The organism is Luteolibacter ambystomatis (assembly GCF_018137965.1).
GTDB classification, from domain to species: Bacteria; Verrucomicrobiota; Verrucomicrobiia; order Verrucomicrobiales; family Akkermansiaceae; genus Luteolibacter; species Luteolibacter ambystomatis.
The window spans coordinates 3,391,533-3,411,055 of record NZ_CP073100.1 but is presented as its reverse complement, the minus strand read 5'-3'; the positions used below and the strand labels follow the sequence as shown (position 1 = coordinate 3,411,055).

The following is a 19,523-nucleotide window of genomic DNA, read 5'->3' as shown; positions in this document are numbered from 1 at the left end:
GATCATGAAGAAGCGTGATCTTGGCAAGGGTGGGCCGTCCGTATCGACGATCGGACTCGGCTGCATGGGGATGTCGGAGTTCTACGGTGCGCGGGATGACGCGGAGTCGATTGCCACCATTCACCACGCTTTGGATCAGGGGCTGAACTTCCTCGATACCGCGGATGTCTACGGCTTCGGCGATAACGAGGAGCTGGTCGGCCAAGCCATCACGGGTCGCCGCGATGAGGTGTTCCTCGCCACGAAATTCGCCATCGTTCGCGACCGCAATGATCCGGCGAAGCGTGGCGTCAACGGACAACCGGACTACGTGCGCTCCTCCTGCGAGGCGAGCCTGCGTCGACTTGAGGTCGAGACCATTGATCTCTACTATCAGCACCGCGTCGATCCGAATACGCCGATCGAGGAAACCGTCGGCGCGATGGCGGAGTTGGTGAAGGCGGGCAAGGTTCGCTATCTCGGACTCTCCGAGGCAGGCTCGGAAACCATCCGCCGCGCCCATGCGGTCCATCCGATCACCGCACTCCAGACGGAATACTCGCTGTGGACCCGCGATCCGGAGGACGACGTGCTGGCGACCTGCCGTGAGTTGGGCATCGGATTCGTGGCTTACAGCCCGCTGGGCCGAGGCTTCCTCACCGGCCAGATCCGGAGATTTGAGGATTTCGATGCGGACGACTACCGCCGCCATTCCCCTCGCTTCCAAGGGGAGAACTTCCAGAAGAACCTCGATCTGGTGAAGCGAATCGAGGCCATCGCGGATGAAAAAGGCTGCACCGCCTCACAGCTCGCGCTCGCCTGGGTGTTGGCGCAAGGGGACGACATCGTGCCGATTCCCGGCACCAAGCACCGCAAGTACCTCGATGAGAACATCGAGAGCGAGGAGGTGGTGCTCACACCGGAAGATCTCCAGCACATCGAGGAGGCTTTCCCGAAGGATGCTGTCTCCGGCACCCGCTACCCGGCAGCCATGATGGCGGCGGTAGGCAGATGAGGAGTCCACGCTGGACGCCTGTAGAATCCCGTGCTTTTTCCGGCTCGGAAATGCAGGCCGCCCAGACGCATGAGGAACTCACCGCCATGGCGAAGATCGCCTGGCGGAACAATGCCCGCTGCATCGGCCGCTTGTTTTGGAACACCTTGGAGGTGCTGGATGCCCGCGAGGCCCGCACCGCCGATGAGGTGTTCGAGGCCTGCGTCCACCACCTCAGGTTTTCGACCAATGGCGGGCGCATCCGCTCCGCAGCCACGGTGTTCGCCGCTGTGGAATCTTGCGAACGCGGTATCCGCATCTGGAACCGCCAGCTCATCCGCTACGCGGGCTATGAATCCGGTGATGGCAGCGTGCTGGGCGATCCCGAGCAGGCTGCTTTCACCCGCCGGGTGATCGAGCTGGGTTGGCAACCGCCGGACGAGCCGGGGCGTTTCGACCTCCTGCCGCTTGTCATCGAGATGCCGGATCAGGCTCCGAAACTCTACGAGCTGCCGCGAGATGCGGTGATGGAGGTGGAGATCACCCATCCGGATCTGCCGTGGTTCGCGGATCTGGGGCTCCGCTGGCACGCGGTACCGGTGATCTCGGACATGGCACTGGAGGGGGACGGTTTCCGTTACCCTGCCTGTCCCTTCAGTGGCTATTACATGGGCACGGAGATCGCTTCGCGAAATTTCGGGGACGAGAAGCGCTATAACCTCCTGCCGCTGGTGGCGGATCGGATGGGACTGGACCGGTCGCTGCGCCGGATGTTGTGGAAGGACCGCGCCTTGGTGGAGCTGAACACCGCCGTGCTGCACTCTTTCCGGGAGGCCGGGGTCACGGTCGTGGATCATCACACCGCCTCGCTCCAGTTCATGCAGCACCTCCAGAAGGAGGCCGAATGCGGCCGGAAGGTGCCGGGCGATTGGTCGTGGCTGGTGCCGCCGATGTCCGGCTCCGCCTGCCCGGTTTTCCACCGCTATTACGATGACGAGCAGCCCGGACCGGCCTTCGTGGAGCAAACCAACTGGGAGTAGGCTTTGACGTCGCCGCTGGTTCCCGCTATCCCGGCCTCCGTTTTCGCCATGAAGGAGCAAATCGATTCCATCCAGGCCGAGGCCCTCGCCGCCATCGCCGCTGCCGCCGACGAGCGTTCGCTCGACGATGCCCGTGTCGCCGTGCTCGGCAAAAAGGGCACGCTGACGCTTGCCGCCGCTGGCATCAAGGACGTGCCGAAGGAGGACAAGGCCGCTGTCGGCCAGCTTCTGAATGCCGCCCGTACCGTCATCACCGGTGCGCTGGAGGAAAAGCAGCTCGCCGTCCGTGAGGCCGCCGACCGCGCCGCGCTGGCCGGGATCGACATCACCCTGCCGGGCCGCGCCGTGAACACCGGCTCGCTCCATCCGCTCACGATCCTGCGTGATCAGGCGATCGGCATTCTCCGCCGCATGGGCTTCGCCCTCGCTGAGGGACCGGAAATCGAGGACGAGTTCCATTGCTTCGATGCTCTCAACACGCCCGCCGATCACCCGGCGCGCAACGAGAAGGACACCTTCTACTTCGACTCCGGCAAGCTGCTGCGCACCCACACCTCCAGCGTGCAGGTCCGCACCATGGAGAGCCAGAAGCCGCCGGTCCGCATCATCGCTCCCGGCTCGGCCTACCGTCGCGATGAGATCGATGCCACGCACCTTTCCGTTTTTAACCAGCTCGAAGGCCTTTACGTCGCCGAGGATGTCTCTCTACCGGATCTGAAGGGCACGCTGGAATACTTCTTCCGCGAGCTGTTCGGCACCGAGACGGAGGTCCGCTTCCGCCCGCACTTCTTCCCGTTCACCGAGCCGAGCTTTGAGATCGATGTGAAGCTCCACGCCAAGGGCCAGGCCCCGCGTTGGATCGAGGTGGCCGGTTGTGGCATGGTGGATCCGGCGGTGTTCGAAGCGATCAGCAAATCCCGCAAGGACGATGCCTTTGATCCTGCGAAGGTGACCGGCTTTGCTTTCGGCATGGGCCTCGACCGTCTGGCGATGATCCGCTGGGGCATCAAGGACATCCGTCTGCTGATCGAGAACGACGCGCGTTTTCTCAAGCAGTTCGCGTGAGGGCTCTTCGTACGTAGTTCCTCCTTCAGGAGGGCGGGTTAGAGCTACGATGCGTAAGACGCCCTCCTGAAGGAGGAACTACGAACTCAGAAGGCTCTTCGCGAGAGAGTAACCGCGTGAGTCGGCTTCTTCGGCGTGGGCGTGCAGCAGGGCATTCACACGCAGCGCCCCGCGTGTGCAGATGTAGTCCGCGGTGGCGATGACCTTGCCAGTCAGCGGATGGGTGGAGTCGTCCTTCACCGCATGGGCGTAGCCGCAGGCGCAGGACATCGCCAGCAGCTCGGCTCCAGCGTCGACGAGGCGTGCGAGCAGCATCTGCTTCTTCTCAAGCTTCGGGCCGTTGAGGATCATCGCGTGGAAAATCGCGCGGCTCAGCGAGCGGCTGAGAGAAGCGGTCTTGCGGAGATGGTAGCGGAGCTTTGGATCGAGATCGTGGGGTAGCGCGCTGTGCAGGGGCAGCAGTCGTTCCGCATACCATCCGGCATAGAATACGCCCGCCTTCGCGGCGACGGACAGGCGCTCGCCCATCGGCTTGCGCGAATCGATGGCGTCGGCCCCGCGGCGTAGATGCGGATCGAGCATCTCGCGGGCGATGAAGAGGTGCATGATTTCCGTCGAGCCTTCAAAGATGGTATTGATACGGCTGTCGCGGAGAAACCGCTCCACCGGCTCGGGTGCTTCGCCACGGTTGCGGAGCGAGTCGGCGGTTTCGAAGCCGCGTCCGCCGCGAAGCTGGAGCGTCTGGTCGGCGGCACGCCAACCGGCTTCGGTGCCCCACAGCTTGGCCAAGGCAGCTTCGAGGCGGATGTCGGCGGAATGATCGGCATCCACCAGCGCGGATGCATAGCGGACCAGTGCCTCGGTGGCGAAGGCATCGGCGGCGATGTCGGCGAGCTTTGCGGCGATGGCGGCATGCTTGCCGATCACCTGGCCCCATTGCTCACGGGTCGAGCACCAGCGGCGGGAAATATCGAGAAGACGATACATCATCCCCGCGCAGGCGGCGGGCAGGGTGAGGCGGCCGGTATTCAGCGTGCTGAGCGCGACCTTCAATCCCTTGCCTTCTCCCAATACGATGTTCTCCGCGGGAATGCGGACGTTGGTGAAGCGGATGATCCCGTTGTAGAGCGCCTTCAGTCCCATGAAGCGGCACCGCGTGACGATCTCCACGCCGGGCATGTCCGTTTCTACGATGAATGCCGTAATCGCGCCCGGCTTCTCGGGGGTCGGCGTTTTCGCCATCACGATCATGTGTCCGGCTTTCAGGCCGTTGGTGCACCACAGCTTTTCACCGTTGAGAATGTAGTGGTCGCCCTCGCGCCTCGCCTCGGTTTTCATGCGCGCCGGGTCGGAGCCGACGTCATGTTCCGTGAGGGCGAAAGCGGAGACTCCGCCGTGGGCGCAGCGCGGCAAATACTTCCGCTTCTGCTCCTCGCTGCCGAACATCAACAGCGGCTGCGGAATGCCGATGGACTGATGCGCACTGAGCAACGCGGTGAGGTTGCCGCAATGGCCCCCAAGCACCATCGCGGCGCGCGAGTAGTTCGTTTGCGAAAGACCGAGGCCGCCATACTCGGTGGGGATCTTGATGCCGAAAGCACCTAGGCGGGCAAGACCATCAAACACCTCCTGCGGAATCTCGCCATCGCGGTCGATCGCATCGGGATCGGTATGGTGCTTAAGGAAATCACGCAGTAGATCAAGGAAAGCATCGCCCTGGGTGCGGTCCTCCTGCGGTTGCATCGGGAAGGGACAGGCCAGGCTGAAGTCTGCCTTGCCGTCGAAGATCGAGGCGGCGAACCCGCTCAGCTCGCGGGTGTCGCGTGACGATTCGGCGAGTTCCATGGCGGCGCGCTGGCCGCTGCTCATCTTCGAGGTGTCGAGGCTCATGGCGTGATGGGGTTGTCGCGATGCCGCAACGGTCCTCCACGGAATGGCGGATAGCCGGTGCCCAGGATCATTGCGAGATCGATTTCGTCCGCGGTCGCCGCTACGCCTTCATCCAGGCAGCGGGATGCCTCCTCGGTCATGCGGTTGGCGAGGCGCAGCGGAAGTCCTTCCGGAATGGCGGTGGTGCCGGTGCGGAGCTTGAGCGCGTCCGGGTTCGGCACGGTTTTCCTGCCGTCGTATTTGTAGAATCCCGTGCCGTTCTTTTTGCCGAGCATCCGCTTCTCCACCATCGTTTCGAGAATGGCGGGGACCTTCATTCGATCGGGGAACGCGGTGGCCAAGGTCTTCGCCACATGCAGCGAGACATCGAGGCCGACCTCGTCGATCAAACGCAACGGTCCCATCGGCATGCCAAAGTCGAGCATGGCTTTGTCGACAACCTCCGGATCCGCGCCGTTTTCGAACAGCACGCCGGCATCCACCAAGTAGGGTAGCAGGATACGGTTCACGAGGAAGCCGGGACGGTCCTTCACCAGCACCGGCGTCTTGACAATCTGGCGCACCAACGCGAAGGCGGACGCGATGGTTTCATCCGAGGTGGTTTCCGAACGCACCACCTCGACCAGCGGCATGCGGCTGACGGGATTGAAGAAATGCAGACCGAACAAGCGTCCGGGATTCTCAACGACCTCCGACAGCTCATGCACCGGCAGCGCGGAGGTATTGGTGGCGAGCAAACAATCCGGACGCACCCGCGCGGAGAGATCGCCGAACACGCGGCGCTTGATGAACAGATCCTCCACCGCGGCTTCGATCACCAGATCACAGCGCGTGAGCGGAACATTCCCGCGCACGGGCGTGATGCGATCGAGCGTGTGCTGGGCTTCGACGCGGGTGACGACGTGCTTCTGCACCGCTTGTGCGATCAGCTTCTCAATCGTCTTCATACCACGGGCGAGCGCGGCATCGTCGATGTCCTGGAGCAGTACCGGATGACCGCGCGAGGCCAGCCAGTGCGCGATGCCGGAACCCATCACGCCCGCACCGATCACGGCGATCTGGCCGATGTTCCGCGGCGATGCGGCCACCGGCTGATCCTTCTTCGCCTTCTCGGTGAGGAAGAACAGGCGGATCAGATTCCGAGTTTGTGGCAGAGGCGTGAGTTCGAGAATCGCCGCGCGTTCGCGATCCATGCTTTCCTGCGGCGAGCCATGAGTGGCGGCACAGGCGACCGCGAGAGCCTTGGTGGCACCGGGGTAGTTGCCACGGGTTTTTTCCTGCAGCGTCTTGGCGGCTTTCTTCGCGATGAGCGCGCGTACCGGCGGAGAATGCAGGAAGGGATGATGGAACGGGCGACGCTTGCCCTTTGCGATCAGTTTCCACGCCTGCTCAATGAGCACCTCCTTCGGTACCACGGCATCGACGAGGCCCTTGCGACGGGCGGCTTCCGCGGCGTGAAGCTTGCCGCCGAGAATCACATCAAGCGCGGTGGGCAGGCCGACGCGGTTCGGGAGTCGGGTTGAGCCACCCCAGGCGGGCAGGATACCGAGTTGGGTTTCCGGCAGTCCGATCTTGGTGGCCTTCGCATTGCTGGCGATCCGCCAATCGCAGGCGAGCGCGAGTTCGTAGCCGCCGCCCGCACAGGCACCGTGGATCGCGGCGCAGGTGGGAATGCGCAGCCGTTGCAAGCGGGTGAAGACCGATTGACCCAGGCGGATCAGCGCGTCGAATTCCTCGGGCGAGGCTTTGAGGAAGGCATTGAGATCCGCGCCTGCGATGAAGATGGACGGCTTGGCCGAAACGATCAGCAGGCCATCCCACGGCGGGCTGTTTTCCAGATCGGCGAGCAGGCTGTCCAGTTCACGAAGCGTGGCGGCGTCGAAGATGTTCGCCGAGGAACCTTCGCGGTCGAAGGTCAGCGTGGCCCGGTCGCCGTCGCGTTGCAGATGGAGGTTGGGCATGGCGGGGAAAGGTTAGGGACGTTCGAACCACAGAGCGGCACCTTGGCCGCCGCCGACACAGAGTGTGACCAGCGCGCGTTTGCCACCGGTTTCGTGAAGTTGGTCGAGGGCGGTCAGAACCAACCGCGAGCCGGTTGCACCGACGGGATGGCCGAGCGCGATCGATCCACCACGGCGGTTGAGTTTTTCCGGGGCAATCTCGCCGAGCGGATGATCGAGTCCGGCCAGCCTCGCGGCGGCGGGATCGCGGAATGCTTTGAGGACGGCGAGCACCTGGGCGGCGAAGGCTTCGTTGAGTTCCACCACATCCGCCTCGGCGGGCGAGGGGGCTCCATCACGCATGGCTTTCGCACTGGCAAGCACGGGACCGATGCCCATGCGGGCGGGATCGCATCCACTATAGGCATAGTGGGTGAGACGGCCGAGTGGCGTGAGGCCGAGTCGTGCGGCGGCGGCTTCCGAGCCCACGAGCAAGGCCACCGCGCCATCGCTGATCTGTGAGCTGTTGCCTGCGGTGACGCCGCCCCACTTTGGTTCGAAGATCGGTTTGAGCTTGGTGAGTTTTTCCGGAGTGGAATCCTCGCGGGGGCCGTTGTCGTTGAGCACCGCTTCGCCGCCGACATGTGCCGGGGCGACTTCGCGGGCGCGGGCTTCGGTGGCGGCCAGTGCCTTGCGATGTGAGTCCGCGGCGAAGACATCCTGCTCCGCACGGTTGATGCCATATTCGCGCGCCAGCAGTTCGGCGGTCTCGCCCATGATCATCCCGGTGTAGGGATCGGTGAGGCCGAGCTTCAGGCCGATCTGTGGGGAGAAATCCTTCGCGCGGAATTTTGTCAAAGCCGCCAGTTTCTGGAACGGGCTGCGGGCCTTCGCCAGCAAGCCAAAATGCTTCGCCGCGCTGTCGTTGTAGAGCAGGGGGTAGCGGCTCATGCTTTCCATGCCGCCGACTAGGAACAGCTCGCCCTTGCCTGCGGCCATGCGTTCATAGGCGCTGGTGATTGACTCCAGGCCGGACGCGCAGTTCCGCTGCACCGTGGCGGCGGGCACGTTGGCGGGAATCCCGGCGCGAAGGGCGGCCACGCGAGCGACATTCGCCGCGTCCGCCGGTTGGCCCACGCATCCAAGGATCACCTCATCAATCGCGCCGGGATCGATGCCGGTGCGCGCCAGCAACGCGCTGATTGCAAGCCGACCCAGATCCGCCGCGCCGAGCGGCTCGAACCGCGTGCCTGCACGCAGGAAGGGTGTTCTGACACCGGCGAGGATCCAGAGGTTCATTTGGGTGAGGAGGTTGGGCGGTGGTCCACGATTTTCTGTTCCTTCAACTCGCGGCCGACACCTTGCAGTTGCCGCATTTCGTCCCAGTCGTGGAGCAGCACGTTGTTCGGGGAAAACTCCGCTTTTTCACGGAAGCGGCGCATCACCAGTTCGCGCAGCGCATCGCCGGAAAGGCCGTTCATCGGCACGGCGTGGACGATCACCTCATCGCACTCGAGCGGGTCGTCGTTGCGCTTGCGAAGCTCGATCTGCCACGCGCCGATCTCGCGGGTGTCATCGAGCAGATGCTCGAGCTCACTGAAGTCCACGAGCGTGCCCTTGAGCTTGTCGATGTTGAGTTGATGGCGGTCGGTGAGTCGCGAGACATTGCCGGTGATGCGCGGGCAGGTGCGGCCGCAGGCGGGACAACGTTCGTAAACGATGCCGCCATCGGTGACATCGCCGGTGCGATAGCGCAGGACCACGGTGCCGCGCGAATCGAGCGGGGTGAACACGATCTCACCGGGCATGCCGTCCGCCACGCGTCTGCCGGTTTGCGGATCGACGATTTCAATGAAGCCGAGATCCGGATAGAGGTGGAAGCCGGTGGGGTTTTTGTCATGGCCCACGCGGCATTCGGTCCATGCCATCTTCGCTTCGGTGAAGGCGTAGGTGGAAAGCACGCTCACGCCGGGCGAGCCGAGTTGCTCGCACAGCACGACGATTTTCTGGCGCATGCCTTCCGGCACCTTTTCGCCACCGAGCACGATGCGTTTGAGATTCTGCCAGCGGCTGCCACCCGCGGCGGCCTGTTGGAGCAGGTGATAGAGGAAGGTCGGCATCGCGATCAGCGCGTCGGGGTCGACGCGGTCGATGAGCCGGATGTTGCCCTCGGTGCCGAGCGCCTTGCCACCACCGGTGGAGATCATGAAGGTGTTGAAGCCGAGCGACGCGTAGTGCCCCTGCCAGAACGCGAGATGCGGTGCGAAAGGGAAGGCGTTGACGTGGCGGAATGCCGGATCGGACTGGGCGATCTCCATCATCCGTCGACCGCCCATGGCCAGCCGGTCGAGATCGTGTTGAGTATAGAAAAACGGCACTGGTGCGGCGGCGCGACCGGTGGTGCTGGTCATCAGCACGGGCCGCCATTCTCGCTCCAACTGTTCCTTGGTCGCCCCGGTGCCGTGGAGGAGCGCGCTGGCGATGATTGAGCCGCGCTTGCGCAGCACTGAGGAGTCCGGCTGGAGGATGAAGTCGCGCGGGTTGACCAGATCGGCCTTCGAGGTCAGCGGCAGCAGGTCGAGATCGTCAATGGATTGAAAGTCGCGCCAGTCGATGCCGCGTTGGCGGAACAGCTCCCCGTAGTAGGGCGAAAACGGCACCACCGCCTCGCGGAGAAATTTCCGCAGGCGCAGGCCTTGCAGGTAGCGCTGTTCGTCAGGCGACGCGTTCTCCCACCACCAGGTTGTCCTTGGTTGGCTCATGAGGTTGGGTTTCCGGATTGGGCACGCCCGCGAGGGCGCGGATTTCATCGAGATGTTCCCGCGCGATGCGGCGGCCCGCTTCGATGAAGTGCTCGAAGCGAGCATACTCGTGCCAGCGGGCCGCGACGTAGGGCGGGTGCAGGCACAGGTCGGCACGGCGGCAGGCGTCATCGGCGAGACGGATCTGGGCGGCGCGGATGCTCTTGCGGAAGGTGTCGCCGATGTTGCCTGGGGCGAGGGGATTGGTGTGGCGGCTGAAGGCCTCGGTGCCGCGCCGCCACCACGACGGATTGGCTTCTTCCTCGGGGCGGCAACACCCGGCTTCAACCTCGGCGAGGCTCGGCAAAGTGGAAACGGCGATCACCCGGTCGACATCGCCGAAGCGCCGCAAGGCACCGACCGGGACCGGATCGACCACGCCGCCGTCCGCGCAACGCCGGCCTTTGAATGAAACCGGCGCGACCACGCCCGGCATGGCGCAGGAAGCGTGGACGGCATCGGCCAGGCTGCCGCTGCGGACCACGAGGCGCTCGCAGGTATCCAGATCGAAGGTGATGATCATCAGGCGGCGCTCGAGATCCTCGATCTTGAGGTCGCCAATGGAGCGGGAGAGGTGCTTTTTCGCCTTCTCGCCCTTGAAGAGGCCTTTCAGTGGCGGAATCAGCGGATCGGCCAGTTTCCACATCTGGCGGCTGTCATTCATCTCCGCCGCGAGGTCTTCGAGCTGCTTGCCGGAAAACCCGGCGGCCCACAGCGCGCCGACGTAGGCTCCCATGCTCGATCCGGCGATGGCGTGGATTTCGATGCCCGCCTCCTCCAGCACTTCCAGCACGCCCACATGGGCCAGACCGCGGGCTCCGCCGGAGGAAAGCGCCAGCCCGAGCCGGGGTTTCCACGCCGGGTGATCCCCCATCGGGCGGCCGGAGCGGGTGTCCGGAGACGTCCGCTTCCAGAAGGCCAGTTTCGACAGGGTGAACATGGCGGTTTCCTCCAACAGGACCGCCCCACGGAAATGAGGAGCAGCCGATCTAACATGCCACAGCGCCCCAACAAATGCAAGGAGCCGCACCTTCGTAATCCCCCTCCCTTGACGGATGGAAGGGGGCGCTCGAAAGCCCCCGTCCTTGACAATCCCCGGCCTCTCCGCGACCACCTGCGGGGCCGATCATGAACGTTTCCCTCAACTGGCTTTCGACGCACGTGGACCTGGGTGGCAAATCTCCGCAGGAACTGGACGATTTGCTGACTTTCGCCGGCATCGAGGTCGAGGGCATCGAGGCCGAGGGCGTTTCGTCGAACCAGATCGTGGTCGCTCAGATCATGGAGGCCGTCCAGCACCCGAACGCGGATCGCCTCAAAGTGACGCAGGTGGACGCGGGCGAGGGCCAGCTCCGCCAGATCGTCTGCGGTGCGAAGAATTACAAGGTGGGTGACAAGGTGCCCTGCGCCCTGCCCGGCGCGGCGCTGCCGGGTGGTTTCACCATCGGCGAGACCAAGATGCGCGGCGTCGAGTCGAAGGGCATGCTGTGCTCGTCCGTGGAAATCGGCCTGCCGGAGGGCGAGGACGGCCTTCTCATTTTGCCGTCCGATTCCCCGATCGGCCGCCCGGTGAAGGAGCTTTTCGAATCCGACGTCCTCTTGGAAGTCGAGGTCACCCCGAACCGCCCGGACCTGCTCAGCCACCACGGCATGGCCCGCGAGCTGGCGACCCTGCTCAAGCAGCCGCTCAAGCCGCTGGAAATCCCGGCCCGCGACACCGCTCCGGCGGGTGATTCGGTGAAGCTGGAGTCCGTTGATGGCTGCCCGTTTTACACCGTGGTGAAAATCGATGGTGTCGAGATCAAGGAAAGCCCGGCCTGGCTCCAGCGCCGTTTGGAGTCGATCGGCCTGCGCCCGATCAACAACGTGGTGGATGTGACCAATTTCGTGCTCCACGAGACCGGCCAGCCGCTTCACGCCTTCGACACCGCCAAGGTCAACGGGGCGCTGGTGATCCGCCGCGCCAAAGACGGCGAGGCGTTCAAGGCGCTCGATGACGCCACCTATACGCTCGAAGGCTCCGACCTCGTCATCTCGGATGAATCCGGCGCGGCCCTCGCCCTCGGCGGCGTGATGGGCGGCGCGGACTCCGGCGTGACGGAGGGCACGACGTCCATTCTGCTTGAATCCGCTTGGTTCGAGCCGTCCGGCATCCGCCGCACCTCGCGCCGCACTGCCCTTTCTTCGGATTCTTCCTACCGTTTCGAGCGCGGGGCTGATCCGCAGGGCGTGCTGCCCGCTTCCGCGCTGGCGGTGAAGCTGATTCTCGAAACCGCTGGCGGCACGGCCGCCGCGACCGCCGCTGTGGCCGGGGAAGCTCCCGTCCGCGTCCAGCCGGTGACGCTCGATTACGCCCGTCTCGACCAGCTCATGGGCAGCTCGATCTCCCATGAGGCGGCGGATGAGATTCTTACCCGCCTCGGGCTGGTGAAACAGGACGGTGGCCAGTGGCAGGTGCCGTCATTCCGTGCCGATCTCCAGCGCCACATCGACCTCGTCGAAGAGGTGGCCCGCGTCCACGGCCTCGACAACGTGCCATCGCGCTTCCAAGGGGCCTTCGTGGCTTCCAGCGCGGTCGATGCCGCCTATGACGCCGATATGGCCCTGCGCCGCGCTCTGGCCGCCCTCGGCTTCCACGAATCCCAGACGATCAAATTGATCGCCGACAACCAGGTGGCCGATTCGCTGCCGCTGCGTCCGCTGCAGGACGGCGACCTGATCCGGGTGAAGCTCCCGCTGAGCGAGGATCACGCCGTGATGCGTCCGAGCCTCGTACCGGGGCTGGTGGCTTCCGCCGCCCGCAACATCCGCCAGGGCACCAAGGCGCTGCGCTTGTTCGAGCTCGGCCGGGTGTTCCGCAATGCCGGTGGCGGCAAGGCGAAGGATCTCGAAAGCGATGGTCTCGGCATTCTGCTTGCCGGTCCGGCGGTGCCAGCCGGTTGGGCGCAGGCCGAGCGCGTGAGCGACCTTTATGACCTGAAAGCGGTCGTTGGCGCGCTGGTGCCGAACGCCCATGTCCAGTTCGTGCCGAAGGAGCGCGATGGCTTCGCCCTCGGGGCCGATGTGCAGGCCGACGGCCAGTCGATCGGCAACTTCGCCCGCCTGCTGCCTGCCCGAGAGCGCGAGCTCGATCTGGGTGGCGCGGTGTTCGTGGCGGAATTCGACCTCGCGAAGCTGCGCAAGCTCCGTTCGGGCATCGCCCATGCCGAAGATCTGCCGCAGTTCCCGGCCTCGTCCCGCGACGCCGCCATGGACGTGCCGGTGACGCTGGCGAATCTGGAGATCGAGAAAACCCTCGCGAAGCTCCAGGAGCCGCTGCTGATTTCCTTCGAGTGCTTCGATGTCTTCCGCGATCCGTCCGGTGAAAAGCTCCCCGCCGACCGCAAGTCGGTGGCCTACCGCTTTGTTTACCGTGATGCCGCCCGAACCCTGAAGGCGGAGGAAGTCGATGGCGCGCACCAGCGCGTGCTCGATTCCCTCGTGAAGGGGCTTGGTGTGAAGTTCCGCTAGGAGAGATGGCCTTGACCCCGTCGGCATGAGCAGGGAGGTTGCGGGTTGTCATCTCCTGCCATGCGTGATTTTGCCCTAGCCGCCCTTCTGCCGCTTTTCGCGCTTCTGTCGTCCTGCAAGCGAGAGACCGTGGCCACGGTGGTCGTGTCTGTTTATGACGTGCCGGATGCCGGTCGTTTGAGTGATGCGGATCGCAATGAGTTGCTGAACCTGACCCAAGCTCCAAGATCCGGTTCCGGGGCACACCTCATGATGATTTCCCGTTTCCCTGTCGGAAAGGGGCTGACGCTCATGTGCGACCAAGGTTTGCCGGATGGCAGCAACGAATTGGATACCCGCTTCCGCTGCTGGGTTGAGCCCATGGGTGGCGGACAGTGCCGGGTTCTGCCGGAATTCGAAGTGAAGACCGCTGATGGCAAGTCACTTTCCCTCGACAAGGGGGAGGCAGCGCTGTCGGCGGGTGGCCGGGTTTTGGTGGTGCTCAATCCGCGCACCGTTGCTGCCTTTGGTCTCAAGCCATAGTCCTCTGCCGGTGAAACAAAAAGGACGCCTGGAGAGGCATCCTTTTTGTTTGGGAAAATGGAGCGGGCGATGAGATTCGAACTCACGACATCCACCTTGGCAAGGTGGCGCTCTACCACTGAGCTACGCCCGCGTTGCGGGGCGGCGTTTTACGCCGGAACCCGCGCGATGATCAACTGATATCTTCCGCCGTGACGGAACTTTGTTCACGCGCGCCGAGGAAAAGGGCCTGCTTCACCACCCGGTCCGCGCGGATGTCGAAGCGGAAGCTGTGGCAGTTCGGGCATAGCGCGGCTCCCGCGCCCACGATCGAGTCGCAGCCCTCGCATACCTTGTAGGCGGAGGGGTTCGCGGCGATCCGCGCGGCCTTCTGCTCGCGGGAGGGATCGGGAGTTGGAGCGGGTTTCGACATGGTCGGGGCGTTACACGAAAAAAGCGGCACCGGGAGCCCGGTCCGCTTTTAATCGTTTGTCCGGGGCGCCGTTTCAGGCGATGGCAGCGATCGCCTTGGCGGTCTTGCTCTTCAGGTTCGCAGCCTTGTTCGGGTGAATGAGGTTGCGCTTGGCGGCCTTGTCAACCGCGGAGGAGAATGCATTGACGGCTTCGGCGGCGGCGGCCTTGTCACCGGCGGCGATGGCGGTGAGGGCCTTCTTGCGAAGGGTCTTCACGCGGCTCTTCTCGGCGCGGTTGCGCTCGGTGCGCACGATCGTCTGGCGGGAGCGCTTCTGGGCGGACTTGGTGTTGGCCATGGTAGTGGGAAAAGCTGGTTGATGCCCCGGACGGGCGGGGCGCGAAAGATAGTTACAGAGTGGATTCTGTCAAGCTTCTGCGTCGGGAAATCCCAACGCAGAGGCCGGATCAGTGATTCGAGGCGACCGAGGCGTAGGATTTCACCGGCTGGACGGAGTCCAGCGAATCCCGCATCACGTGGACATCCGCACCCACGCCGAGGCGCTTGTAAAGGTCGATCACGTCCTTGGAGGCCATGCGGATACAGCCGTAGGAGGCCGGGGTGCCGAGACGCCATTCCTCAGCGGTGCCGTGGATGTAGATGCAGCGGCCAAAGGTGTTCTTGTTGGCCTTGTCCGTTCCCTTCAGCCACATGATGCGGCTGACGATGGGATCGCGGCCCGGCGCGTTCGGCTTGAGGATCTCGCCGGTGGGGCGGCGATTCTTGATGACGGTGCCGGAGGGGAAGCTGTCACCGATCTTGGAAGCCACCTCAAGGTGGCCCAGAGGGGTGCAGTTGCTGCCCGGCTTGTCACCGATGCCGAACTTGGAGGTGGAGACCTTGTAGGTCTTCACCGGCTTGTTGTCCTGCATCAGCATCATTTTTTGATCGCGGACGCTCACCAACACCTTGTTGCGGGTGTCTTTGGATGTCGAGCCGCAGCTGGCCAGACCCAGCGCGAGAAGCAGGGAGGAAAAGGGGAGAAGGGTGTTTCTCAGCAGTTTGCCATACATGGTATCAAGGATCGTTGCGGGACACGATTTGTGTTTCAGCACGGCCTTGGGGAAGCAGGCGGGCGAGTGACGAAAGAGATGTATAAAAGAATCCGACCGGGAATGGAAGCAGAAGAATCGTGGAGGCCCAGTTTCCATTCATCGCAGCTTCCACAACCACAAAGAGGAAGAAGAATGCGAACAGCAGTTCGACGACCGGAGTGAGAGTCTTCATAGCCTTGTAGCTGCTCTTTTTCCAATCCGTCTTCTTCTGCTGATCACCGTATTTCGGGGTGCGGATGAAGGCGGTCTGGTGGTTGAAGATGGCTTCCAGCACGGCCTTGGCATTGCTGATCGACATGCCGATGCCGAGGGCCAGCAGGAGCGGAAGATAGGGGATTTCCTTCCACCAGGAACCCGGGCGGAGCGCCTTCTGGGACATGAAGTAGAACATCGCCACCGAGACGGAGGAGAAGAAGAAGATCGAGCCGTTCACCACATAGTAGCCGATCGGGCCGAGGTGGTTCACGCCGTGCTGGTTCGGGTAGATCAGGAAGCACAGGCAGATCAACATCAGGTAGGCGAAGTTCGAGGTCAGGTGGGCCGTGGCCTCGAGTTTCACCGGCAGCGGGACATTGCTGCGCCAGATCGCGGGCAGGACCTTCTTGCAGACCTGGATGGAGCCCTTCGTCCAGCGGTGCTGCTGGCTCTTGAAGCCGTCCATGTCCACCGGCAGCTCGGCCGGGGTCTCCACGTCATTGAGGAAGATGAAGCGCCAGCCCTTGAGCTGGGCGCGGTAGCTGAGGTCCATGTCCTCCGTGAGGGTGTCATGCTCCCAGCCGCCGGCGTCGGCGATGCAGCACTTGCGCCAGATGCCGGCGGTGCCGTTGAAGGTGAAGAAGCGGCCGCTGCGGTTGCGGGCGGTCTGTTCCAGCTCCAGGTGGCCGTCCAGGAACATGGCCTGGATACGGGTCAGGACGTTGAAGGTGCGGTTCAGGTGGCCCCAGCGGGTCTGGATCATGCCGATGCGGTCATCGCTGAAGAAATGGATGGTCTTTTGGAGCACGTCCGGATTCGGGACGAAGTCGGCATCGAGGATGAACAGGTAGTCGCCCTTGGCGAACTTGGTGCCGTTTTCCAGCGCCCCGGCCTTGAAGCCGGTGCGGTCGGTGCGGTGGATGTGCTCGGCGTCGAAGCCCTGGGCGCGCAGGCGCTCGGCCCCGGCGGCGCAGATCGCCACGGTGTCGTCCGTGGAGTCGTCCAGGATCTGGATCTGGAGCTTGTCCTTCGGGTAGTCGATGGCCGCCACGGAATCGAGGAGGCGGTCCACCACGTACATTTCATTGAAGACCGGAAGCTGGACGGTCACCAGCGGAAGCACCTCGAAGGGCTTCTTCGGCTGCGGCTTGTTCCGCGAGTGCTTCAGGTAGAGATAGACGATCGTCAGCCGGTGGAACCCATAGCCGGAGAGGCCGATGAGCACGATGAGGTAGCTGGCATACCAGAGCGGGGAGGTCCAATCCATGACGTGAAGAGCGGGTTACGGGAGAAAAGGATGAGGCGTGTCAGCGGGAGCCGGAATTTACGAGGAAATCCGGCGATCGGCGACGCGGATACGGAACGGACTGGAAATCAATCGAGGCCGCCCTGCCGGAGGCCACCAGAACCGGCCCGCGGAGTCAAGCCGGAAGGGCTGGGTCGGCTTGGTGAGGGGCGCTTGGTCCCCATGATTGCCGATTGCGGAAAGGGCGGGGCGGTGTCAGCATCCGGGTGTGAAATTACCGATCGCACTGATGGGATTGCTGGCGGCCCTGTGCCTGCCTGCTTCCGCCGACGAGGTGGAGGGCAAGGATAAGAATCCGATCCCCGCGGATCTGGTGGATGATCCTCATGTGCGTGAGGAATTGGGAATCAACGAGTTCACCGCGCCGTCCATCGGTAAATTGTTCGATACCCTCAATGGCCTGGCTCCGCTGCCGGTCAATGACTCGGACCGCAAGCAGGCGGCGCGCATGCCACTGGATCGCGCGGATCTCGCGATCGAGCTGGGTTTCCTGATCGCGGACGGCTTCCTGATCGTTCAAGCGGGCCAGATGGAAAAGGTGGAGTCTCTGGCCTCCGACCTGACCCGCTACGGCAAGGCGCTCGGCGCGGGCGACCGGGTCAACCGCCATGCCGCCAGCCTGCTGGAGAGCGCGAAGGAGCAGAAGGTCGATCAGTTGAAAAAGGAGCTCGCCGCCACCCAGAAGGATGTCGAGCGCGAGCTGGTCGCCCTCCGCGATGCCGACCTTGCCCACCTGATTTCCCTCGGCGGCTGGGTCCACGCCCTGAATGTCTCCGCCGGTGCGGTGGAGAAGCAGTTCACCCCGGAGCGGGCCAAGCTGATCATGCGTGAGGACATCGCCGACTATTATACCGAGTCGGTTGCCGGTCTGGAGCCGCGGATTTCCGAACGCACGAATTACATGGCGATGCGCGACATTCTCTCCGGCCTGCGCCATGAAATGGTGCTGGAGGACAAGGAGGTCCCGACCGCCGCGAAAGTGGCGGAGATCAAGAAGCAGTCCGACAAGCTGGTGGAACTCGCCCTGCAACGACAGAAATGAGCCATACGGAATTGGAGAAAGCACCCGCTGCGGTGCTGGGGCTGGGGATCATCGGATCACGCGCATACGGGCGTCTGCGGGATGCCGGGTGGTCTGTGAAAGCGTGGAACCGCACGCCGAAGGGGCTGCCGGGCGAGGAATCGTCCGTGCTGGCCGCGATCGAGGGTGTGCGTTGGATTTCAATCTACCTGAAGGATTCTCCGGCGGTGCGGGCCACGGTCGAGGCGATCCTGCCGGGGCTGAAACCGGGCATGGTGGTGCTGAATCATTCCACTCTGGATGTGGAGACCACCCGCTGGATCGCCGCACGCTGCGCGGAAGTGGGGGCGGATTTTCTCGATGTGCCGTTCACCGGCAGCAAGGTCGCCTCGGAAGGCGGGCAGCTCGTTTACTATACTTCTGGTAATCCGGAGCTACTGGAGGAGGCGGAGCCGTACCTGCGGGTGACGGCGAAGGATCTCATCCCCTGCGGCGAAGTGGGCGCGGCGACCATCGTGAAGCTGGCCACCAACCTGATTTCCGCCTGCACGGTCCAAGCCTTGTCCGAGGCGCTGGCGGTGGCGACGGCGAATGGCATCGCGCCGGAGAATTTCATCAGCGCCGTTTCGAAGAATGCCTGTGCCTCCGTGCTCTCCGGCATGAAGCTGCCGACCATGGCCAGCGGCGACTACGACACGCATTTCTCGCTGGGAAATATGGAGAAGGACAGCCGCTACGTCCGTGCGCTGGCCGCCGAATCCGGTTTGGAAACGCCTGCGATCGACGCGGTATCCGCCCGTATGGCCGCGCTGTGCGCCGATGGCCTGGCCGATCTGGATTACTCAGCCCTCGCCAAAGCCTACCAGTGAGCTCCGCCGAACCGCGCCGGTTGGAATTGCCCGCGCCCGTCCTGTTGGAAGTCCGCGGGCCGGATGGATCGCGCTATCTGAACGGGCAGGTTACGCAGGATGTGCGACTCGCGGGCGATGCCACGAAGTCGCTGCATGCCTGTGTCACGGACGCGAAGGGGAAGCTGCAATTCCGCGTTGCGATCCACGGTCGTCCCGGTGGCGTGCTGCGGGTTTCCTGCGATCACGAAGGTGCGGATGGATTGCTCATGCGGTTGGATCGCTATCTGATCGCGGATGATGCGGAGATCGTGGACATCTCGGAGGAATGGAAGCGCATTCATGTGACGGGTGGCGAAGCTCCCGTCTGCGAAGGGAATGCATATGCGGTTGCGATCAACCGCATCAGTGTTCCGGGTTGGGATGTTTGGATTCCGTGCGGAGAATCGCATCCGGCGGAGAATCTTCCCGCATGGTCCTCCGATGAAACGGAGGCCGCGCGTATCGCGGCCGGAATCCCGGCGTGGGGGAAAGAGCTCGAAGCTGGTATGCTGCCACCGGAAGCAGGATTGGATCGCACGGACATTTCCTATGCGAAGGGCTGCTACATCGGCCAGGAAGTGATTTCGCGGATCAAGTCGGCGGGGAAGGTGAATCGTCGGCTTACGAAGCTGGTGGTGCCGGAGTCCGTGGCTTGTGTGGCGGGGGATGCATTGCTCACAGCTGAGGGAACTGAAGCCGGAGTGATCACCAGCGTCTCGCCGATTGTCGCGAATGCCCGCAGGGTTCTGTTAGGTTATGTGAAGCGGAGCGTGGAAGGGCAGGGGCTGCGATTGGCGGATCAGACGCCGGTGGAGATCATCGCGAAGTGAAATTATTGCGGGCGACCTCGGGATTGCACCCTGC

Annotated in this window: 17 protein-coding genes and 1 tRNA gene; 8 read left to right on the top strand and 10 right to left on the bottom strand. The window is 63.7% G+C overall.

Translation table 11 applies throughout. The features are described 5' to 3' along the window. The first annotated feature begins 4 nt into the window (after positions 1-4). From KBB96_RS12900 to pheS, 3 genes are read left to right on the top strand one after another with little or no spacing between them, the layout of a single operon-like run. Positions 5-994: an aldo/keto reductase gene (locus KBB96_RS12900; RefSeq protein WP_211629856.1), complete on the top strand. Its 990-nt coding sequence runs from the start codon at positions 5-7 to the stop codon at positions 992-994. Next, positions 991-2,013, top strand: a complete 1,023-nt coding sequence (locus tag KBB96_RS12895) for a nitric oxide synthase oxygenase (protein WP_486624505.1) — start codon at positions 991-993, stop codon at positions 2,011-2,013. The genes KBB96_RS12900 and KBB96_RS12895 overlap by 4 nt, the downstream gene beginning before the upstream one ends. A 48-nt stretch (positions 2,014-2,061) precedes the next feature. Continuing rightward, a complete protein-coding gene (gene pheS / locus KBB96_RS12890; RefSeq protein ID WP_211629854.1) occupies positions 2,062-3,078 on the top strand; it encodes a phenylalanine--tRNA ligase subunit alpha in 1,017 nt (338 codons plus the stop codon). A 78-nt stretch (positions 3,079-3,156) separates the two neighbouring features. On the opposite strand, the gene KBB96_RS12885 is transcribed toward pheS, so the two are convergent. Genes KBB96_RS12885 through KBB96_RS12865 form a run of 5 tightly spaced genes read right to left on the bottom strand, consistent with a single transcriptional unit; the run spans position 3,157 to position 10,649 of the window. Continuing rightward, positions 3,157-4,968, bottom strand: coding sequence for an acyl-CoA dehydrogenase family protein (locus KBB96_RS12885; RefSeq protein ID WP_211629853.1), 1,812 nt, complete (start codon positions 4,966-4,968; stop codon positions 3,157-3,159). Further along, positions 4,965-6,929: a 3-hydroxyacyl-CoA dehydrogenase NAD-binding domain-containing protein gene (locus KBB96_RS12880; protein WP_211629852.1), complete on the bottom strand. Its 1,965-nt coding sequence runs from the start codon at positions 6,927-6,929 to the stop codon at positions 4,965-4,967. The genes KBB96_RS12885 and KBB96_RS12880 overlap by 4 nt, the downstream gene beginning before the upstream one ends. Positions 6,930-6,941: 12 nt before the next feature. After that, positions 6,942-8,207 carry a thiolase family protein gene (locus KBB96_RS12875; RefSeq protein ID WP_211629851.1) on the bottom strand — a complete coding sequence of 422 codons (1,266 nt, stop codon included), beginning with the start codon at positions 8,205-8,207 and terminating at the stop codon, positions 6,942-6,944. Then, positions 8,204-9,670 (bottom strand): phenylacetate--CoA ligase family protein, encoded by a 1,467-nt coding sequence (locus KBB96_RS12870; protein WP_226373537.1) that lies wholly within the window; start codon positions 9,668-9,670, stop codon positions 8,204-8,206. Before KBB96_RS12870 ends, KBB96_RS12875 begins: the two co-directional genes overlap by 4 nt. Next, on the bottom strand, positions 9,624-10,649 hold the full coding sequence (locus KBB96_RS12865) for a patatin-like phospholipase family protein (protein WP_211629850.1): 1,026 nt from the start codon (positions 10,647-10,649) through the stop codon (positions 9,624-9,626). Before KBB96_RS12865 ends, KBB96_RS12870 begins: the two co-directional genes overlap by 47 nt. Before the next feature lie 188 nt (positions 10,650-10,837). Here KBB96_RS12865 and pheT point away from each other — a divergent pair, with 188 nt between their 5' ends. Together pheT and KBB96_RS12855 are read left to right on the top strand one after the other, a co-directional pair. After that, positions 10,838-13,219, top strand: a complete 2,382-nt coding sequence (gene pheT / locus KBB96_RS12860; RefSeq protein ID WP_211629849.1) for a phenylalanine--tRNA ligase subunit beta — start codon at positions 10,838-10,840, stop codon at positions 13,217-13,219. Positions 13,220-13,279: 60 nt separating this feature from the next. Beyond that, complete coding sequence (locus KBB96_RS12855) at positions 13,280-13,741, top strand: hypothetical protein (RefSeq protein ID WP_211629848.1); 462 nt, start codon at positions 13,280-13,282, stop codon at positions 13,739-13,741. Between the two features lie 58 nt (positions 13,742-13,799). Here the strand turns inward: KBB96_RS12855 and KBB96_RS12850 are convergent. The 5 genes from KBB96_RS12850 to KBB96_RS12830 form a co-directional block, all read right to left on the bottom strand. Then, positions 13,800-13,874, bottom strand: a tRNA-Gly gene (locus tag KBB96_RS12850). A gap of 39 nt (positions 13,875-13,913) precedes the next feature. Then, positions 13,914-14,153, bottom strand: a complete 240-nt coding sequence (locus KBB96_RS12845) for a hypothetical protein (RefSeq protein ID WP_211629847.1) — start codon at positions 14,151-14,153, stop codon at positions 13,914-13,916. A gap of 73 nt (positions 14,154-14,226) precedes the next feature. Next, positions 14,227-14,490 carry a 30S ribosomal protein S20 gene (gene rpsT, locus KBB96_RS12840; RefSeq protein ID WP_211629846.1) on the bottom strand — a complete coding sequence of 88 codons (264 nt, stop codon included), beginning with the start codon at positions 14,488-14,490 and terminating at the stop codon, positions 14,227-14,229. A 109-nt stretch (positions 14,491-14,599) separates the two neighbouring features. Further along, a complete protein-coding gene (locus tag KBB96_RS12835; RefSeq protein WP_211629845.1) occupies positions 14,600-15,205 on the bottom strand; it encodes a L,D-transpeptidase in 606 nt (201 codons plus the stop codon). 4 nt (positions 15,206-15,209) lie between these two features. Beyond that, on the bottom strand, positions 15,210-16,709 hold the full coding sequence (locus KBB96_RS12830) for a cellulose synthase family protein (RefSeq protein WP_211629844.1): 1,500 nt from the start codon (positions 16,707-16,709) through the stop codon (positions 15,210-15,212). 247 nt (positions 16,710-16,956) lie between these two features. Between KBB96_RS12830 and KBB96_RS12825 the strand changes: the two genes are divergently transcribed. Genes KBB96_RS12825 through ygfZ form a run of 3 tightly spaced genes read left to right on the top strand, consistent with a single transcriptional unit; the run spans position 16,957 to position 19,489 of the window. Then, on the top strand, positions 16,957-17,790 hold the full coding sequence (locus tag KBB96_RS12825) for a hypothetical protein (protein WP_211629843.1): 834 nt from the start codon (positions 16,957-16,959) through the stop codon (positions 17,788-17,790). Further along, positions 17,787-18,638, top strand: a complete 852-nt coding sequence (locus KBB96_RS12820) for an NAD(P)-dependent oxidoreductase (protein ID WP_211629842.1) — start codon at positions 17,787-17,789, stop codon at positions 18,636-18,638. Before KBB96_RS12825 ends, KBB96_RS12820 begins: the two co-directional genes overlap by 4 nt. Continuing rightward, the gene (gene ygfZ, locus KBB96_RS12815) at positions 18,635-19,489 is read left to right on the top strand and encodes a CAF17-like 4Fe-4S cluster assembly/insertion protein YgfZ (protein WP_211629841.1); all 855 of its coding nucleotides are present in this window, start codon (positions 18,635-18,637) and stop codon (positions 19,487-19,489) included. Before KBB96_RS12820 ends, ygfZ begins: the two co-directional genes overlap by 4 nt. Positions 19,490-19,523 lie beyond the last annotated feature (34 nt).

Excerpts from the sequence above, each read along its gene's own strand:
- KBB96_RS12900 (WP_211629856.1), top strand. The coding sequence starts at position 5 with ATGAAGAAGCGTGATCTTGGCAAGGGTGGGCCGTCCGTATCGACGATC.
- KBB96_RS12895 (WP_486624505.1), top strand. The coding sequence starts at position 991 with ATGAGGAGTCCACGCTGGACGCCTGTAGAATCCCGTGCTTTTTCCGGC.
- pheS (WP_211629854.1), top strand. The coding sequence starts at position 2,062 with ATGAAGGAGCAAATCGATTCCATCCAGGCCGAGGCCCTCGCCGCCATC.
- KBB96_RS12885 (WP_211629853.1), bottom strand. The coding sequence starts at position 4,968 with ATGAGCCTCGACACCTCGAAGATGAGCAGCGGCCAGCGCGCCGCCATG.
- KBB96_RS12880 (WP_211629852.1), bottom strand. The coding sequence starts at position 6,929 with ATGCCCAACCTCCATCTGCAACGCGACGGCGACCGGGCCACGCTGACC.
- KBB96_RS12875 (WP_211629851.1), bottom strand. The coding sequence starts at position 8,207 with ATGAACCTCTGGATCCTCGCCGGTGTCAGAACACCCTTCCTGCGTGCA.
- KBB96_RS12870 (WP_226373537.1), bottom strand. The coding sequence starts at position 9,670 with ATGAGCCAACCAAGGACAACCTGGTGGTGGGAGAACGCGTCGCCTGAC.
- KBB96_RS12865 (WP_211629850.1), bottom strand. The coding sequence starts at position 10,649 with ATGTTCACCCTGTCGAAACTGGCCTTCTGGAAGCGGACGTCTCCGGAC.
- pheT (WP_211629849.1), top strand. The coding sequence starts at position 10,838 with ATGAACGTTTCCCTCAACTGGCTTTCGACGCACGTGGACCTGGGTGGC.
- KBB96_RS12855 (WP_211629848.1), top strand. The coding sequence starts at position 13,280 with ATGCGTGATTTTGCCCTAGCCGCCCTTCTGCCGCTTTTCGCGCTTCTG.
- KBB96_RS12845 (WP_211629847.1), bottom strand. The coding sequence starts at position 14,153 with ATGTCGAAACCCGCTCCAACTCCCGATCCCTCCCGCGAGCAGAAGGCC.
- rpsT (WP_211629846.1), bottom strand. The coding sequence starts at position 14,490 with ATGGCCAACACCAAGTCCGCCCAGAAGCGCTCCCGCCAGACGATCGTG.
- KBB96_RS12835 (WP_211629845.1), bottom strand. The coding sequence starts at position 15,205 with ATGTATGGCAAACTGCTGAGAAACACCCTTCTCCCCTTTTCCTCCCTG.
- KBB96_RS12830 (WP_211629844.1), bottom strand. The coding sequence starts at position 16,709 with ATGGATTGGACCTCCCCGCTCTGGTATGCCAGCTACCTCATCGTGCTC.
- KBB96_RS12820 (WP_211629842.1), top strand. The coding sequence starts at position 17,787 with ATGAGCCATACGGAATTGGAGAAAGCACCCGCTGCGGTGCTGGGGCTG.